The organism is Siminovitchia fortis (assembly GCF_003605365.2).
Classification (GTDB): domain Bacteria; phylum Bacillota; class Bacilli; order Bacillales; family Bacillaceae_C; genus Siminovitchia; species Siminovitchia fortis.
Genome location: NZ_QYTU02000055.1, coordinates 1 through 16,839 on the forward strand (window position 1 = coordinate 1; position 16,839 = coordinate 16,839).

Genomic DNA, 16,839 nt, shown 5'->3' on the forward strand with positions numbered 1-16,839 from the left:
AACAAACTACGTCACGGATTCAGGTATTTATAAAGCATTGATTATATTTTTATTTTGGGGTAAGGTAGTAAATGTTTTGATAAATTTGCGAAAACAGGTGAGATCAAAGATATTATGTGGTTTATTTTTTCTATACTAACAGCTGTGTCCTGGGGAGCAGCAAATCTTTTTTACAAAAAAGGTTCTGACAGCAATGACAGGTTCAGCCATCTTAAGATTGTAACAATGGTTGGATTTGTCATGGGAATTCATGCAACTTTGTATATGCTTATTAAAGGAGTCAGCTTTGACCCTTTTGATATGATCCGATACTTTCCGGTTTCGGCCATGTATATTTTGTCGATGACCATTGGCTATATCGGACTAAGGTATATAGAATTGTCAATTGCCGCCCCGGTTCAAAACTCTTCGGGTGCTGTCAGTGCAGTTTTATTATTTTTATTTTTTCCGCGGGAAATGAGTTTCATAGAGATTTTGGGAATTGTCGCCGTTACAGCAGGTGTCATAGGACTTGCTGTTTTTGAAAAGCAGGCTGAAACGGCTGCTTTACAAGCGAGCAATGAAGTTATTGAACGAAAATATCAAATTGGTGTACTGGCGATTACATTCCCGATCCTATACAGCTTGATTGATGGGCTAGGGACATTTGCGGATGGGATCTATTTGGATGAATTAAAGCTTATCAGTGAAGATTCAGCTTTGTTGGCGTATGAATTTACCTTCCTTATTGCGGCAGTCATTTCATATTTTTACGTTAAAATAATCAAGAGGGAATCCTTTGTCATTTTCAAAGAACATGATAAAGGATTGGCTGCCATACTGGAAACGATTGGTCAATTCTTTTATGTGTTCGCAATGGCTGGCAATGCAATCATAGCGGCACCGCTTATTGCTGCACATGGAATTTTTTCAGTGCTTTTATCCCGCTTGTTCTTAAAAGAAGTCCTGACATGGCGCCAATATATCATGATAGCAATAGTCATGCTGGGAATCATATTATTGGGGACGGCGGAAGGCGGATGATTGTTTAATGCCTTTGTTTATTTGATATGATGATAAAAATGAATGATGTGAAAGGAAGATATTATGCTGGATTTATTAACATCCCACGCTTCAGTCCGGAAGTATAAGGATGAGCCGATTTCAGATGAAACGTTTCATAAGATGCTCCATGCTGCCCAGCATGCGGCCAGCTCCAACTTTGCTCAGGCGTATTCCGTTATACAGGTGAAGGATCCGGTTAAAAGAGACAAGCTGGCAGAGCTGTCAAAGAACCGGAAACAATATGATTCGGCCGCATTGGCACTTGTTTTTTGTGCTGATTTAAGAAGGCTTGGACATGCGGCTGCCCTTCATGGAAAAAAGATTTTGGGCGGCACAGCGGAAAACTTTCTGGTTGCAGTAATTGATACTGCATTGTTTGCCCAAAACTTTGTTGTGGCTGCTGAATCGAGGGGATATGGCATCTGTTATATCGGGGGTGTCCGGAATAACCCGGAGCCAATCAGTGAGCTGCTGGAACTGCCTGATCTTGTCATCCCATTATTCGGCATGACAGTAGGGGTTCCTGCCGAAAAAAATGAAGTGAAGCCGCGCTTGCCGATTGAAGCGATTTTACATGAAGATACATATGACGAAAACAAATACGATAAAATTCTTAAAGAGTATGATTCGGTCATGGAAGAGTATTACCGCAACCGTTCCGCCAACAGTAAAAGCAATGGGTGGACGGACGTCATGGCAGCTTTCCTGTCTGAGCCGCGCAGGACCTTTATGCTGGATTTCCTGCAATCAAAAGGGTTTCTGAAAATTGAATAGTTCGAAAGACCCGGTCTATTTTGGGCCGGGATTTTTTTTGGCCGTAAAATTGTATTTTGTGTAAATTTATAGGCGCAAATTCATATAATTTTGTCAAAAGGGTAGGAATTTTGTCGTATTTTGTTATAATAACATTTGTAATCATTGCATTGTTTTCCAGATAAAGGCAAACTTATTGAAAAATAAGGACGCAAAGCTACGGGCCTAAGGCTATTTGCTATGGTGGCCGAGTTACCAAAGGAAATTGGACACTAAAGGTGGGCCCTTTTTTCCTGGGCCCGCCTTTTCGTATTGGGAAAGGGGGTATGAAGTTTGTCTTTTAAAAGTTTTATCCAAACTGAACAGTTCTATCATTTTTTTCAACCGATTTACGATTTGGAAAACAGTAGAAAGGTTGGGTATGAGGCGCTGTTAAGAGCTAAGACATATCCAAGTCCCGAATTAACTTTCCAAATGGCCAAAAAAGAAAATCAGCTATATGAATTGGATTCACGTTCCATCCAAAAAGCTGTTTTCAGCTTCAATGAAGTATGTCCATCGGGAGAATACGGAGGCTTGTTTTTAAATGCCTTCCCGTCGACTATTTTAAATCCAAGCTTCCCTGCTTTTCTTAACAGAATGATGGCCGGTACCAATCTGAAAAATCAACGAATAGTCCTGGAGATATCTGAATCCGAGGTTATCGAAGATCTGCTTAACTTTAAACAGCGGATATCTGAACTTAGGCAGGATGGATTTTTAATAGCGATAGATGATATCGGGACAGGTTATTCAAACGTTGAATCCATCATTGAATTGGAGCCCGATTATCTGAAACTTGATCGATACTTCGCCCAAGATTTACATATGTCCCAAGGAAAGCAGGAGTTCATCTCAGTTTTTAAAAATTATTGTGAAAAAACAAAGAGCGGGCTAATTTTAGAGGGGGTGGAAACGGAGGAGGAACTCCAAGCGGCAAAAGCATTGGGGATTTCGATTGCCCAAGGCTACTTTCTCGGAAAGCCTGCTTTGTTATGCAACTCTGAATTCAACTCTCCTATTTTAGTAGATCAACGGAACAACAGTAATAAGGAGTAACAGATGTCAGCAATTAAAGAATATGACAGATATGATATACTGTCATCGCAATTCCCATTTAAGAAGATTCCAGTTGACTGTTCAGAATATGATTCGCTAAAGAGGATATTTCATTTTCTGCTTGAACATACCGACATTTATTATCTCGTTTTTTTAAAAGAAGAAATGTTGGTTCAGTATCTTAAGTATCATCAATCAATGCATTTTAGACTGATCTCTTTTGCCCAGGCAGTAAGTGACATTAAAATTTTTACACTTTATCTGCGAAATAATAAAAGAATCAATAAAGAGTTAAAGCTTGATGTATCATTGCAAAACTACAATTTCTGGATAAACCTGTAAGAGTTCTCTTCCTCCGGAATAGTGCCGGTCCAAATGCGTTGGGATTTCTATCTATGGCTTTTTTACTATTTAGAAAAAAGACGTATTCATCATTCTCTGTAAAGATCATCAAAAATCAGCCGATACATAAAGTTGTAGATAAAGAATCGTACATGACCCCGGGATATTAGGCCTATTAAATGAAAAAATATTTTTGAAAACGCAACCGGCTAAGAGGAGGACGAAACATGAGTTTGTTTGGACTGGGCAAGTCAAATAAGAAGAAGGAAGAGAAAAATAACCATAACGAAATCGTAAATACGAAAGTGGGCACTAAAATAGAAGATGCTTCTATATTGGATAAAATCAATATGATTCAACTTACTGAAAAAGATTTGAAGCTCCTCAAAAGCATCCAGCCTTTGGTAGAAGCAAATATCGACAGGCTTGTTGAAGATTTCTATGCAATTGTCATGAAGGTTGATAAATTAAAAGCGATTATTGACAATCATTCCACTGTCGACCGGCTTAGAAAAACATTAAGGGCCCATATTACTGAGATGTTCGATGGGAATATAGATCAAAGTTTTATAAATAAGCGTTTGAAAATTGCGAAGGTCCACTATGTAATCGGGTTGGAACCTTCATGGTATATGGGATCATTTCAAAGCATTCACGATACGATCACTCATTTAACCTTCAAAAATATAAAAGACAGAAGAAAGCTTCAAGCTGTCCTTTCCGCCGTCAATAAAATATTAAGCCTGGAGCAGCAGCTCGTCCTTGAAGCGTACGAGCGGGAAAATATGAAAAAACTAAATGCGCAGTTTGAAGAGGGGAAAGCCTATCTCAAAAACAAAATGACTTCTGTCAGTGAAGGACTGGTTGCCCTGGCCGAACAGACCCAGGCATCTGTTGTTACGTTGAGCACTAACATCCGGGAAGTGAACCAAACGACAACCGAGAGCAGTGAGCAGGCAATCTTGGCTAAAAATTACGCAGATGACGGCCAAAACAAGCTGAGGGAATTGTTGGATAAAATCAGCGTGATGGATAAATATTCAAGGGACATGATCGAAAGCATCCACCGGCTGGGTGAATCTTCCGATAAAATTTCCAGCGTCATTCACATTGTTCAGGATATCGCCGAACAGACTAATATATTGGCGCTGAATTCCGCTATTGAAGCGGCAAGGGCCGGAGAACACGGAAGGGGTTTTGCTGTACTTTCCCAGGAAGTGCAAAGCCTTGCTGAACAAACGAAAAATTCCATTTCGCAAATTCATGAACTGATTTCCAATTCCAATCTATATAAAGAACAGGTGATAAAGTCGCTGAAGCATGTGGAAGAAGCGTTGATGTCCGGCATCGCCACTTCTGAGCATACGCATGAGGCTTTTCAAAATATTACCCGGTCCATCCAGCAAAACAGCATGACAAATATGAAAGTGCAGGAACAAATGGACCAGCTCGTTGCGGTTATGAATGAAATTGAAAATGCTTCAGCTATTGTGACGTCATCGGCTGAACAATTGAACGAAGCGGCAATGGCCTAGATTATAGAGGTACGGAATTAATCGGATTGAATCAGAATTCACAATCAAATTATTTTTACCCCTCCTGGGGGTTTTTTTATGGATCGGCTTAAAAGGAATCGAGAAGACATCATAAAATGACAGCCTCCCAAGTGAGGAAATGGAAGAATTTTAAGTAAAGGGTGTTGTAGAATGCGCTGGTTTGTCAATAGAAAAACTTCATTTAAACTTTTATCGTCATTTATTGTCATTGCCATGATCCTTGCAGCGGTAAGTATCTATGCAATGAACAGTATGAAAAAAATCAATATAATCGCTGCGGAGATGTATACTGCTGCATTAAAGCCTATGGAAAATATGGCTAATGCCCAAAATGAACTCCTGCAGTTAAGGATTGGCTGGCGTGACGTCGCATTGGCTGACTCTGATGCTGCAATTGATACAAAGGTAGAAGAAATAAAGAAAATCAGGGAAGATGTTGCAAAAAATATTAAGATTTATACAGATTCCTATGAAACTGAAAGTATCGAGGCACAGCAGGAGGCACAGGAATTTTATAACAGATTCATGTCGGATTTTGAATCATATAACAAAGTTTATGACCAAGCGGTCCAACAAGTTAAAAAAGACCGCAGCAGCTTTCAAAAACTTGATGCTGAGTTGAATGGATATCATGATCGCTTAACTACATATCTTAAAGAGATCTGGGACGTAGATATGTCCATTTCGGAAGATGAGTATCACAACTCTGAAAATAAGTACACCACCACTATGAAAATCATGATTGCCATCGTCATTCTGACACTGGGGATTTGTATCGCCCTCGGTCTTTTCCTCACCAAGATCATTGCCCGCCCTCTCAATGAGATGGCAGAACTGATGGAGAAAGTGGCTGAAGGTGATTTGACTGAAAAGGCTCATATTCAAACGAAGGATGAAGTTGGCATACTCGCCCAATCCGTCAACCATATGATAGATAATTTTAAAGGGATGATCAAAAATATTTTAAACGCCGCGGAAAATCTTTCGGCTTCTTCTGAACAGGTTTCGGCCAGCACCGAAGAGATTGCGAGCGCCAGTGCCAACCAGGCAACATCGGCACAGACCATGAACGAGCTGTTCCGGGAATTATCGGGGGCAATCAATGCGATTGCACAGAATACAGAACAGGCGGCAGAACTTGCGAATCAAACGATTGAAATTGCCCAAGAAGGGGAAAAAGTGGTCCTGTCTTCAGTGGAAGGGGCCAATCTTGTCAGTGAGCAGATGTCCCGTTTGGAGGAAGATTCCAACAGAATTGGGGAAATCATTGAAGTGATCGATGATATTGCGGATCAGACAAATCTTCTTGCCTTGAATGCAGCCATCGAAGCGGCCCGTGCAGGTGAGCAGGGCAGGGGATTTGCGGTAGTTGCAGACGAGGTCCGGAAGCTGGCTGAGCGAAGCGGTGAGGCGACGAAGCAGATTTCATCCATTATTAAAGAAATGCAAGAGGCCACTTTACTGAGTGTCAAATCGGTTGCTGAAGGTGTCACATCAACCCGGCAGTCTGGGGAAGCCTTTGAAAATATTATCAACATGGTGAATGATACAGGCAATAAGGTGACGGAGATTGCAGGTGCCAGTGAGGAACAGACGGCACAATCGGCCGAGGTGTTAACGTTTATTGAGAGCATTTCTGCCGCAACTGAGGAAGCGACGGCAAGCAGCGAGGAGACAGCTGCTACTGCCAATGCATTGATAGAATTGGCAGAGGAATTGAATGCTTCGGTGGCAGCTTTTAAAATCAATTGAAAGTAAAGCCCAGGTCCTGGACCGGGGCTTTCATCTTGTAGCGTTAAAAAAGCTGAAAAGTGAATTTTCAATGACGTATATAAAAAAAATCATGAATATGCCGATAAAGAAGGTATCGGTTATTATTAAATTAGTAATGAAAGAATCCCAATTTTTAACTAAAAATGGACTTGGGTGCATCAAAAGTCCTGCGTGCATCCTGACAAGTTTCGATGATAATGCCGTTTGTCCACCTGATGCAGGATGACGGAGATTTTGACTATCACTACAGCTTTTGAGAGGAGGTTATAGCGTTGGGTTCGAAAGATGAACAATACGTCGTATTTGCCATTAACCAAAATCTTTACGCCATTTCTATTCATGATGTTTCAGAGATCATTCGGATGCAGACTGTCAAATGGGTTCCTAATTCACGCGAAGAGTTTCTGGGTGTCATTCATCTGAGAGAACATATTATTCCCATCATCAGTCTGCACCGCATTTTTTCTGAAGATGAAAAAACAATCGATTCAAAAACAAGAATGATTGTTTTGCAGACCAATGGCCAGGAATTCGGATTTGTGGTGGATGAAGTGGACCATGTCATGTTTTTATCAGAAAAACATATCAGTCCCGCACCGCACTTATCGCAAAGCGAATGGATCACCGGAGTGTACCACCACAATGAAAAAACGATCGCCTTGCTGAATTTACAAACCTTATTGCAGCAGGTTGATGTTCAAAAAGCTTTGGCTTAATACAACTTAATAATGAGGAAGTGTCTAAAAGTGAAATTTTTTAACTGGTATTACAATTTGAAAACAGCAACTAAGATTTTATCAGTTTTTGTTATCATTGCTTTCATTCAGATAGGCGCGAATCTATTCGGATTGAGCAATTTGGGCAAAATGAACAGCAGTATAGATGACATGTATAATGAAAGAATGCAGCCGATGGACTACATATATGATACCAGATTTCTGTTTCAAGAATTGAGAGTCAAGTGGCGTGATGCCAATACGAGTGATTCAAGTGAAACGTTTTTGAATGAGGTCAATGATATCAGGGCAGACATGGAAAAAAATATTGAGACTTACAGTAAATCAGCCCTGACGAATGAACAAAAAAAACTGGTGGATGACTTCTGGCCTGAATGGGCGGCTTTTAATGAAACGTATGACAAGTCTGTCCGTGAAATCATTGACGGAAAAAAAGACATCCAAAGCTATGATGTCTCTGAACTGGATACTCATCAAACGAAGATAATCGGGATGCTCGACCAATTGAAAGAATCAGGCCGCGCTGTTGCCGAACAGGAACATAAAAATGCAGATCATATGTATTCCAGTACAAAAGTGGTCATGATTATTATCCTCACACTTATCTCTCTCTTCAGTATTGTCATGGGCCTGTGGACCTCCAGGGTTATTGTCCGCCCGCTCAGACAGGTCGTCGGCCTAGTTGAACAAGTCGCTGACGGCGATTTGACAGAAACAGCGGACATTCGAACTAAGGACGAAGTTGGAATACTCGCCCGGTCTGTTAATACGATGGTATTAAATTTGAGGGAAATGGTCCAAAACATATTGGGTGCCGCTGAAAATCTGTCGGCTTCATCAGAACAGGTGTCGGCAAGCACAGAAGAAATTGCCAGTGCGAGCTCTAATCAGGCCAATGCTGCTCAAACTATGAATGAACTGTTCAGGGAATTGTCGGATGCAATCAATGCAGTTGCCCAAAATACGGAACAGGCGGCTGAACTTGCCAATAAAACGATGCAAATTGCGCAGGACGGTGAAAAAGTGGTGCTGTCTTCTGTGGATGGTGCCAATGTTGTAAGTGAGCAAATGGCCAGCCTGGAGCAGGATTCCAACAGAATCGGAGAAATCATTGAGGTTATTGATGACATCGCGGACCAGACAAATCTGTTGGCCTTGAATGCGGCGATAGAAGCAGCACGGGCAGGCGAACAGGGACGCGGATTCGCGGTTGTGGCCGATGAAGTGCGCAAACTGGCGGAACGAAGCGGCGAAGCGACAAAACAAATCACTGCCATTATCAAAGGCATGCAGGAAAATACGGCGCTCAGCGTGAAATCCGTTCAGAAAGGGCTTGCCTACACACGAAAATCAGGCGAAGCTTTTGAAAATATCATTCATATGGTAAATGACACAGGAAATAAAGTGACGGAAATTGCCGGCGCCAGCGAGGAGCAGGCGGCTCAGTCTGCGGAAGTCCTCACGTTTATCGAAAGCATTTCCGCTGCAACCGAGGAAGCGACGGCAAGCAGTGAAGAAACAGCTTCTACAGCACAGTCGCTCACCGATTTGGCGGAAGAATTGAATGCATCGGTTGCGGCTTTTAAAATCAATTGACGTATATTCACCCCCAATGATCAATTGGGGGTGGACTGTAAATGATGAAAAATATAAAGCAGGTGGGAATATGGGGGAAGCAAGCCAGGAACAATACGTTGCCATCGGTATCGGTCCCGAGAAATATGCAATCAGGATTCATGATATCGAAGAAATAATACGAATGCAGGATATTACGAAAATACCAAATGTCCAGGCCCATATTAAAGGGGTGATCAACCTTAGGGGAAGGATCATTCCAATTGTCAGCCTGCGCCATCGGTTTGGGCTGAATGAGGAAGAGTATTCAAAAGATACACGCATTGTTGTCGTGAAATATAAAGATGAAATGATCGGTATTGTTGTGGACAATGTCAGCCAGGTGACCACGTTCAGTGATATTCAGCCTCCGCCCGAAACGTTCGGGGATGTAAAAGGCTCATTTTTCTCCGGAATCGGGCATGTGGACAAGGAACTGGTCAGCATACTAAATTTGGATAAAGTTCTCCAGCAATAGGTGGTGAAAAATAAATGGATACATTTGATTTAAGCGAGTTTTTGGGAGTTTTTATAGATGAAGTCGATGAGCAGTTGGATATCATCGACCAAGAGATCCTTGTGCTGGAACAAGAGGGTGAATCGCCGGAAGTCATACAGCGGCTATTCCGCGCCGCACATACATTAAAAGGTTCCTCCGCGACAATGGGTTTTGAGGATATGACAAAGCTGACGCATGAAATGGAGCATTTGCTTGACCATGTCCGCAATGGCAGGTTATCCGTCACTCATGATTTGATCAACCTTTTATTCAAGTGCCTGGATGAATTGAAGCAGTTGAAGGAAGAGATTGTTTCGGGTCAGGACCCAAGAACGGACATAACACCGCTTATTGAAGAAGTGGAGAATTTTTCTAGCAGAAAGCAACCGGAGCAGGAAGAGGAAACAGCTTCAGATGAACAGTATTCATCAGAAATTCAAGCGGACATTGATTCATACAGGGAACAGGGACTGCACATTTATGAACTGTCCATCAACATTTCCGCTGAATGTGAAATGAAATCCGTTCGGGCTTTTTTAATTAAAAACCAGCTGGAATCAGCTGGGGCCGATATTATTCAATCTATACCGGATTTTGATCAACCGGATAATCAGGAGGAAGATTACGAGAAAATAAAGTTTCTCATTGCGGCGCAGCAGAGCAGTTCGGAAATTTCCGGACTTGTGGAAATGATGACTGATGTCGATCAGGTAGCCGTAAATGACTTTGGACAGGAAGCTGCAGTAAAGGAAGCGGCTGCTGCAACTGGGACGGAAGCTGTGGAAAAAGCCGAAGTGCCAGTCGAACAAGAGAAAAAGGCTGGATCGGCTCCCAAACCCGAACCGCCAAAAGCTGATGAGAAAAAGCCTGCCAAAGGACGGCAGGCGGCCCAAACGATCCGGGTGGATGTCGGGCGCTTGGAGCATCTCATGAATCTGGTGGGGGAACTGGTCATCGATCAAACGAGAATCAGCCAAGTGAGCGGATTGCTTCATAACCGTTATACGGAAGATGATACCGTTGATGATCTGGTGCAAGTTTCCGATCACGTCGCACGAGTGATCGGGGAGCTTCAGGAAAGTGTCATGAAAGTGAGGATGCTCCCGATCAGACAGCTGTTCAGCAGATTCCCGAGAATGGTCCGCGATCTTGCACAAACGCTGGATAAGGACATAGACCTTGTCATTGAAGGGCAAGAAACGGAATTGGACAGAACAGTTATTGAAAAAATCGGCGACCCTTTGATTCACTTGATTCGAAATGCGGTTGACCATGGGCTGGAATCAAAAGAGGACAGGGCTAAGACAGACAAGCCCCCTAAGGGTGTTTTGCGCATCACTGCCAGCCATGAAGAAAATCAGGTAGTCATCACTGTTGAAGATGACGGCGCAGGAATAGACCCTGATAAAATGAGAGCTTCAGCGCTGAAAAAAGGTGTTATTACTGCCGAGGAAGCTGAGAAGCTGACTGATGATGAAGCGGCCTACCTCATTTTCCGGCCGGGTTTCTCCACAGCCAAAGAAGTGAGCGATGTTTCCGGGCGGGGAGTTGGGATGGACATCGTCCGCAGCCATATCGAAAGCTTGAACGGAATCATTGAGCTTAATACAAAACTGGGTCAAGGCACTTCTTTTAAAATTAAGCTTCCATTGACATTGGCCATCATTACTGGGCTGATCATCAGATTGGCTGACAGGACCTTTATTTTGCCAATGAGCAATGTCGTTGAAATTGTCCGGATTCACCCAGATACGATTCAAACGATCAAAGGCAAATCGATCGTGGTTGTCCGGGAACAGGTATTGCCTATTGTCTGGCTCCACGATCTGCTCCAAATTCCGCGGACCGATCCCGGAAATAGGCAGCTGCCGGTTGTGATCGTAGGTGTGGGTGAAAAAAGAATTGCTTTGATCGTTGATGAACTTCAAGGCAACCAGGAGATTGTCGTCAAGTCATTGGGCAAATATGTCGGAAAAATCAACGGAGTTTCCGGAGCTACCATTTTAGGGGACGGCCGGGTGGAATTGATACTGGAAGTGGCCGGCATCAACAGAATGATCAATAATGTATAAATTCATAGATTGGAAGTGAATATATATGAAAATCTTAATTGTAGATGATGCAGCGTTTATGCGGATGACTTTGCGGAAAATGCTTGAAGAGTTCGGGCATGAGGTGATCGGAGAGGCTGTTGATGGGAATGACGCTGTGGAAAAATACAAGGAATTGAAACCGGATTTGGTCACGATGGATATCACCATGCCGAATAAGGATGGGATCACTGCTACGAAAGAAATTAAGCAATATGACCCGAATGCGAAAGTTCTTATCTCTTCCGCGATGGGACAGGAATCAATGGTAAAAGAAGCGATCATCGCAGGGGCTGTTGATTTTATTGTAAAGCCGATCAATCCACAAAGGATGATGAACGCGGTAGCCAAGGCAGGAAAGAGCTAAGAGTTATGTTTGAAAAGTAATATAGGCTGAAGGTGAAACAATGCTTGAAGTATTGGATAAAAACCAAGATTACGATTTGTTTATACAGAGAATCAAGAGACAGACAAACATAGACCTGCATGCGTATAAAGAAGACCAGATGAAACGGAGATTGACTTCCTTAAAAAGCAGAAAAGGGTTCCGGACATTTGATGATTTCTACAAAGCGATGATGCAGGATGAAATGCTCTATGAAGAGTTTTTAAACCATATGACGATCAATGTCACAGAGTTTTTTCGGAATCCTTCGCGGTGGAATATTTTGGAAAAGAAGATTATTCCAGAACTTTTGGAGGATAAAAAGAGGATTAAATGCTGGAGTGCCGCCTGCTCTACAGGGGAGGAACCATACAGTCTGGCCATGCTGCTTTCTTCGTTCCTGGATTGGAAAGATATTCGGATATTGGCGACGGACATAAATCAAAAGGTGATTGATCAAGCGAAATCCGGCGTATTCAACACAGGGACGCTGAAAAATCTCTCTCCCCAGTACCGGGAGAAATTTTTTGCCGATCAGGGAAGACAGCATGTGATTTCAGAAGAGGTAAGAAAAAGTGTCCATTTCAAACAGCAGAATCTCCTGTCTGACCCTTTTGAACAGGGATTTGACTTGATTATCTGCCGCAATGTCCTTATTTATTTTACGGATGAAGCGAAAGATTATCTGTTTCATAAGTTCAGCCGGGCATTGAATAAGGGCGGATACCTTTTTGTCGGCGGTTCCGAGCAGATCTTTCAGCCGCAGAGGTACCAGTTGAAAGACGCGGACACATTCTTTTACAAAAAGATGTAGGTGAGATGTTATGGGAAAGATTAAGGTCCTTATTGTTGATGACTCCATTTTTATGCGGAAACTTATCGCCGATTTCGTATCAAAGGATGATCGTTTAGATGTCGCCGGGACAGCGAAGAACGGTCGTGAGGCTATCCGGCTGGCAGAAGAACTGAATCCTGATGTCATCACAATGGATGTGGAAATGCCTGAAATGGACGGGTTGACAGCACTGCGGCATATTATGCAAAGATTCCCGACTCCAGTTCTCATGGTAAGCTCTTTGACCGAAAAAGGGGCTTATGAGACGATCAAGGCTTTGCAGCTTGGTGCAGTCGATTTTGTTCAAAAACCGTCCGGATCTGTCTCTTTGGACCTGTTCCGGGTAAAGGAAGAACTGATTGCCAAAATCAAGGCGGTCGCAAACGCACCTCTGTCGAAGACAGAACCCCTGGTTCTTAGTGAAGCTGTACAGCCTAAAACAAAACCGGCCATTCAAAAAATAGAAAAACCGCTGAGAGTTGTGACCGGTTTTAAACAGCTGTTTGCCGTTGGGACTTCAACAGGGGGGCCGAAGGCGCTGGAAACAGTCATCACTGGTTTGCCTGCCGGCTTTAAGGATCCTGTTCTTGTCGTACAGCACATGCCGCCAAAATTTACGGAATACCTGGCCAAAAGGCTGGATGGCATTGCAAATGTAAATGTAGTCGAGGCGCAGAACAATCAGGTCATTAGCGGTGGAACCGTTTATATTGCCCCTGGGGATTACCACATGGAAGTACGGCAAAGAGGCAATGAATACAGGATTGTTTTAAATAAAGAAACGCATTGCAACGGGCACCGCCCTTCCGTTGATGTCTTGTATGATTCCGTCAGCAAGCTTGCCGGATTGAAACGCCATTATATCATTATGACAGGAATGGGCGGGGATGGTGCCAAGGGCATGAAAAGGGCAAAAGATTCCGGTGCAGCCGGTTCGACCATTGCTGAGTCCGAAGAGACATGCATCGTTTACGGAATGCCGAAAACGGCTGTCAATCTGGGCTGCGTCGATCATATTCTGCCGTTAAATCGTATTTCTTCCAAAATGATAGAGTTATCGAATTAAGTTACATAACTTGGTCTGCTCTCGGTATTAGCCGGGAGCCTCTCTTTATCATGAATTTTTTCACTTTTGACTTTGTTTGGAATTGTTGCTTTGCATGTTTTAAAAGGGGGGTATGAAGAATGAAGTTTTTTTCGAGGTTCCTGAATTTAAAGACATCATTGAAGTTGATATTCGCTTTTATTCTTATTGCTTGTATCCAGATAGGCGGCGGGCTTTTCTCCGTATATAACATGGGGAAACTGAATGAGAACACGGAGAATATGTATGATGAAAGTCTTCAGCCCATTCAATATTTGAATGAGACGAGATATCTTTTTCAAGAGTTAAAGGTGAACTGGCGCGATATTTTTATCAGCGTCTCCAGCAAAGAAAGGATAAAACTTTTGGATGACGTTAAGGCGGCGAGAGATGATATCAATCGGAACATTGAGCTGTACAGCAAAACTTCATTGAATAAAGAACAGAAAGAATTGCTGGAAAGATTTGAAAGTGAGTTGGAGAAGTATAACAGGGAGTACGACAGATCCATCGATGTCATCATTGAAAATGATACGAAATATTTTAATCAGATGAATCTGAACAAACTGCAAATCGAATTGGGGATCATTATTAATAAATTAATCGAAATCAATGTTGCCGAAGCGGAAAAAGAGAATATAGATTCCGGCCAAACTTATACAATGGTGAAAAATATCACCTTATTCAATATCACGCTGACTTTTATACTATGTATCGTATTCGGAATTCTCATTTCACGCGTCATTTCCAAGCCGCTCAATCAAGTGGTCGGCCTGGTAGAAAAGGTGGCTGACGGCGATTTGACAGAAACGACGGACATCCAAACGAAGGATGAGATCGGAAAATTAGCGCAGTCGGTCAACCGGATGGTCGTCAATTTGAGGGGGATGATTCAAAACATATTGAGTGCTGCTGAAAATCTGTCGGCCTCCTCAGAGCAGGTGTCCGCAAGCACTGTAGAAGTTGCCAGTGCCAGCGCCAATCAGGCGAATGCCGCACAGACGATGAATGAGCTATTCGGAGAATTGTCGGATGCGATTCACTCTGTTGCAAAAAATACGGAGCAGGCAGCAAAGCTTTCAAATGAGACAATCAGAATCGCGCAGGACGGGGAAAAAGTGCTGCTGTCTTCCGTTGAGGGGGCCCATGTTGTCAGTGATCAGATGGGCGATTTGGAACAGGATTCCAATAGAATCGGAGAAATTATCGAAGTGATCGATGATATCGCCGATCAAACGAATCTATTGGCATTGAATGCGGCAATTGAGGCGGCCCGCGCAGGAGAACAGGGAAGAGGTTTCGCTGTTGTGGCCGATGAGGTCCGCAAGCTCGCAGAACGAAGCGGGGAAGCGACAAAGCAGATTACCTCCATTATCAAAGAGATGCAGAATAACACGGCGCTGAGTGTAAAATCGGTACAGGAAGGTCTTGTTTACACACAAAAATCGGGCGAAGCCTTCGAACAAATTATCAAAATGGTAAAGGAAACAGGCAAAAAAGTAACGGAAATAGCAGGTGCCAGTGAGCAGCAGGCGGCCCAGTCGTCAGAGGTTCTGCATTTCATCGAAAGCATTTCGGCTGCGACGGAGGAGGCAACTGCGAGCAGCGAAGAAACCGCTTCCACCGCACAATCATTGACAGAGCTGGCGGAAGAATTGAATGCGTCGGTGGCCAATTTTAAGCTGGGCGACTGATTTCTCCAATATAATAGAACGGCAACAGAAAGAAGGCTTGCTTGCAAAAAGCAAGTCTTTCCCGCTTTATTTTGATAAAATAGAATTGATTGCATACCCCAAATAATAGATGAAAGAGTTGAAGAGGATGGAGACACTGAAAATAGCGGCCATTCCGGGGGATGGAATCGGCCCCGAAGTCATTGCGGAAGGAATCAAAGTTCTGGAAAAAGCTGCTCAGTTGGACGGGAGAGTTCAATTTGAATTTACCTATTTTCCCTGGGGCTGTGAATATTATCTTGAGCATGGCAGAATGATGGATCAAGACGGTATAGACCAGTTGAAGAAATTCGATGCCATTTATTTGGGGGCTGTCGGCTATCCCGGCGTCCCTGACCATATATCCCTTTGGGACCTGCTTTTGCGAATCCGAAAAAGCTTTGATCAATACGTGAATATCCGCCCTATTCAGCTTTTGAATGGAGCGCCTTGTCCCTTGAAAAATGGCAGCAAACAAAAAATCGATATGTTGTTTATCCGGGAAAACAGCGAAGGCGAATATTCGGGGGCAGGAGACTGGCTCTTTAAAGGAAAGCCTGAAGAGGTAGTCCTGCAGACAGGTGTTTTTTCCAGAAAAGGAACTGAGCGGATTATCCGCTATGCCTTTGAAACAGCAAAAGAATCCGGAAAAACGGTGACAAGCATCAGCAAGGCTAACGCACTCAATTATTCCATGGTCTTTTGGGATGAAGTGTTTGAAGAAGTAAGCAAAGAGTATCCTGAAATCCAAACTTATTCGTATCTGGTGGATGCTGCGGCCATGCATATGATCACGGATCCGGAACGCTTCGAAGTCGTAGTCACATCAAATTTATTCGGGGATATTTTAACCGATTTAGGCGCCGCGCTTGCAGGCGGGATGGGGCTTGCTGCCGGTGCGAATATCAATCCTGAAAGGGAATATCCATCCATGTTTGAACCGGTCCACGGATCGGCTCCTGATATCGCCGGGAAAGGGATTGCCAACCCGTTGGCGGCAGTCTGGTCAGCCAGCCAGATGTTTGACTTTTTCGGCTATAATGATTTGGGAGAGAAGCTTTTACAAGCGATAGAAAAACTTTTGGAAGAAAACGAGGTACTTACTCCCGATCTCGGCGGGAATGCTTCCACTTCGGAAGTTGGGGACCGGGTTACCGAAATTTTGTGTGAACTCATATAATTTCCGTTCTTATTAGCGAAAGGCCAATGCCCGCGTATGGGGTTTCCCGGCGACTGTGGTCACTGGCGGCTGGAGCCAATGCCCGCGCCCGGTGTTTTCCGCCGCATGCGGTCACTGGCGGCCGGAGCCAATGCCCG

15 protein-coding genes and 1 riboswitch are annotated in these 16,839 nt (G+C 43.4%); all 15 genes read left to right on the forward strand.

The window, feature by feature from the left end; all coding sequences use genetic code 11:
• The first annotated feature begins 114 nt into the window (after nt 1-114).
• The 15 genes from D4N35_RS16540 to D4N35_RS16610 all read left to right on the forward strand — a co-directional run bounded on the left by D4N35_RS16540 (nt 115) and on the right by D4N35_RS16610 (nt 16,702).
• Nucleotides 115-1,023, forward strand: coding sequence for an EamA family transporter (locus D4N35_RS16540; protein WP_120075670.1), 909 nt, complete (start codon nt 115-117; stop codon nt 1,021-1,023).
• Nucleotides 1,024-1,086: 63 nt separating this feature from the next.
• A complete protein-coding gene (nfsA, locus tag D4N35_RS16545; RefSeq protein ID WP_120075672.1) occupies nt 1,087-1,818 on the forward strand; it encodes an oxygen-insensitive NADPH nitroreductase in 732 nt (243 codons plus the stop codon).
• A 155-nt stretch (nt 1,819-1,973) separates the two neighbouring features.
• Nucleotides 1,974-2,057, forward strand: a riboswitch (cyclic di-GMP riboswitch).
• 73 nt (nt 2,058-2,130) lie between these two features.
• On the forward strand, nt 2,131-2,895 hold the full coding sequence (locus tag D4N35_RS16550) for an EAL domain-containing protein (protein ID WP_120075673.1): 765 nt from the start codon (nt 2,131-2,133) through the stop codon (nt 2,893-2,895).
• Nucleotides 2,896-2,898: 3 nt separating this feature from the next.
• Entirely contained in the window at nt 2,899-3,237 is a 339-nt protein-coding gene (locus tag D4N35_RS16555) for a hypothetical protein (RefSeq protein WP_120075675.1), read from the forward strand.
• 227 nt (nt 3,238-3,464) lie between these two features.
• Nucleotides 3,465-4,772, forward strand: a complete 1,308-nt coding sequence (locus D4N35_RS16560) for a globin-coupled sensor protein (protein ID WP_120075677.1) — start codon at nt 3,465-3,467, stop codon at nt 4,770-4,772.
• Nucleotides 4,773-4,943: 171 nt separating this feature from the next.
• The gene (locus tag D4N35_RS16565; RefSeq protein ID WP_120075679.1) at nt 4,944-6,545 is read left to right on the forward strand and encodes a methyl-accepting chemotaxis protein; all 1,602 of its coding nucleotides are present in this window, start codon (nt 4,944-4,946) and stop codon (nt 6,543-6,545) included.
• Nucleotides 6,546-6,838: 293 nt separating this feature from the next.
• Nucleotides 6,839-7,282, forward strand: coding sequence for a chemotaxis protein CheW (locus D4N35_RS16570; protein WP_120075683.1), 444 nt, complete (start codon nt 6,839-6,841; stop codon nt 7,280-7,282).
• Nucleotides 7,283-7,312: 30 nt separating this feature from the next.
• Nucleotides 7,313-8,899 carry a methyl-accepting chemotaxis protein gene (locus D4N35_RS16575; RefSeq protein ID WP_208646317.1) on the forward strand — a complete coding sequence of 529 codons (1,587 nt, stop codon included), beginning with the start codon at nt 7,313-7,315 and terminating at the stop codon, nt 8,897-8,899.
• Complete coding sequence (locus D4N35_RS16580; RefSeq protein WP_328591089.1) at nt 8,868-9,395, forward strand: chemotaxis protein CheW; 528 nt, start codon at nt 8,868-8,870, stop codon at nt 9,393-9,395. The genes D4N35_RS16575 and D4N35_RS16580 overlap by 32 nt, the downstream gene beginning before the upstream one ends.
• A 14-nt stretch (nt 9,396-9,409) precedes the next feature.
• Nucleotides 9,410-11,488: a chemotaxis protein CheA gene (locus D4N35_RS16585; RefSeq protein WP_120075686.1), complete on the forward strand. Its 2,079-nt coding sequence runs from the start codon at nt 9,410-9,412 to the stop codon at nt 11,486-11,488.
• Between the two features lie 25 nt (nt 11,489-11,513).
• Nucleotides 11,514-11,873: a response regulator gene (locus tag D4N35_RS16590; RefSeq protein WP_120075688.1), complete on the forward strand. Its 360-nt coding sequence runs from the start codon at nt 11,514-11,516 to the stop codon at nt 11,871-11,873.
• 40 nt (nt 11,874-11,913) lie between these two features.
• A complete protein-coding gene (locus tag D4N35_RS16595; RefSeq protein WP_120075690.1) occupies nt 11,914-12,705 on the forward strand; it encodes a CheR family methyltransferase in 792 nt (263 codons plus the stop codon).
• 10 nt (nt 12,706-12,715) lie between these two features.
• On the forward strand, nt 12,716-13,792 hold the full coding sequence (locus tag D4N35_RS16600; RefSeq protein WP_120075692.1) for a protein-glutamate methylesterase/protein-glutamine glutaminase: 1,077 nt from the start codon (nt 12,716-12,718) through the stop codon (nt 13,790-13,792).
• A 119-nt stretch (nt 13,793-13,911) separates the two neighbouring features.
• The gene (locus tag D4N35_RS16605) at nt 13,912-15,504 is read left to right on the forward strand and encodes a methyl-accepting chemotaxis protein (RefSeq protein ID WP_120075694.1); all 1,593 of its coding nucleotides are present in this window, start codon (nt 13,912-13,914) and stop codon (nt 15,502-15,504) included.
• Between the two features lie 127 nt (nt 15,505-15,631).
• Nucleotides 15,632-16,702, forward strand: coding sequence for a tartrate dehydrogenase (locus tag D4N35_RS16610; protein WP_120075696.1), 1,071 nt, complete (start codon nt 15,632-15,634; stop codon nt 16,700-16,702).
• Nucleotides 16,703-16,839 lie beyond the last annotated feature (137 nt).

Coding starts and splice junctions, on each gene's coding strand:
- D4N35_RS16555 (WP_120075675.1), top strand. CDS start 2,899: ATGTCAGCAATTAAAGAATATGACAGATATGATATACTGTCATCGCAA.
- D4N35_RS16600 (WP_120075692.1), top strand. CDS start 12,716: ATGGGAAAGATTAAGGTCCTTATTGTTGATGACTCCATTTTTATGCGG.
- nfsA (WP_120075672.1), top strand. CDS start 1,087: ATGCTGGATTTATTAACATCCCACGCTTCAGTCCGGAAGTATAAGGAT.
- D4N35_RS16610 (WP_120075696.1), top strand. CDS start 15,632: ATGGAGACACTGAAAATAGCGGCCATTCCGGGGGATGGAATCGGCCCC.
- D4N35_RS16595 (WP_120075690.1), top strand. CDS start 11,914: ATGCTTGAAGTATTGGATAAAAACCAAGATTACGATTTGTTTATACAG.
- D4N35_RS16565 (WP_120075679.1), top strand. CDS start 4,944: ATGCGCTGGTTTGTCAATAGAAAAACTTCATTTAAACTTTTATCGTCA.
- D4N35_RS16585 (WP_120075686.1), top strand. CDS start 9,410: ATGGATACATTTGATTTAAGCGAGTTTTTGGGAGTTTTTATAGATGAA.
- D4N35_RS16605 (WP_120075694.1), top strand. CDS start 13,912: ATGAAGTTTTTTTCGAGGTTCCTGAATTTAAAGACATCATTGAAGTTG.
- D4N35_RS16590 (WP_120075688.1), top strand. CDS start 11,514: ATGAAAATCTTAATTGTAGATGATGCAGCGTTTATGCGGATGACTTTG.
- D4N35_RS16580 (WP_328591089.1), top strand. CDS start 8,868: ATGCATCGGTTGCGGCTTTTAAAATCAATTGACGTATATTCACCCCCA.
- D4N35_RS16540 (WP_120075670.1), top strand. CDS start 115: ATGTGGTTTATTTTTTCTATACTAACAGCTGTGTCCTGGGGAGCAGCA.
- D4N35_RS16560 (WP_120075677.1), top strand. CDS start 3,465: ATGAGTTTGTTTGGACTGGGCAAGTCAAATAAGAAGAAGGAAGAGAAA.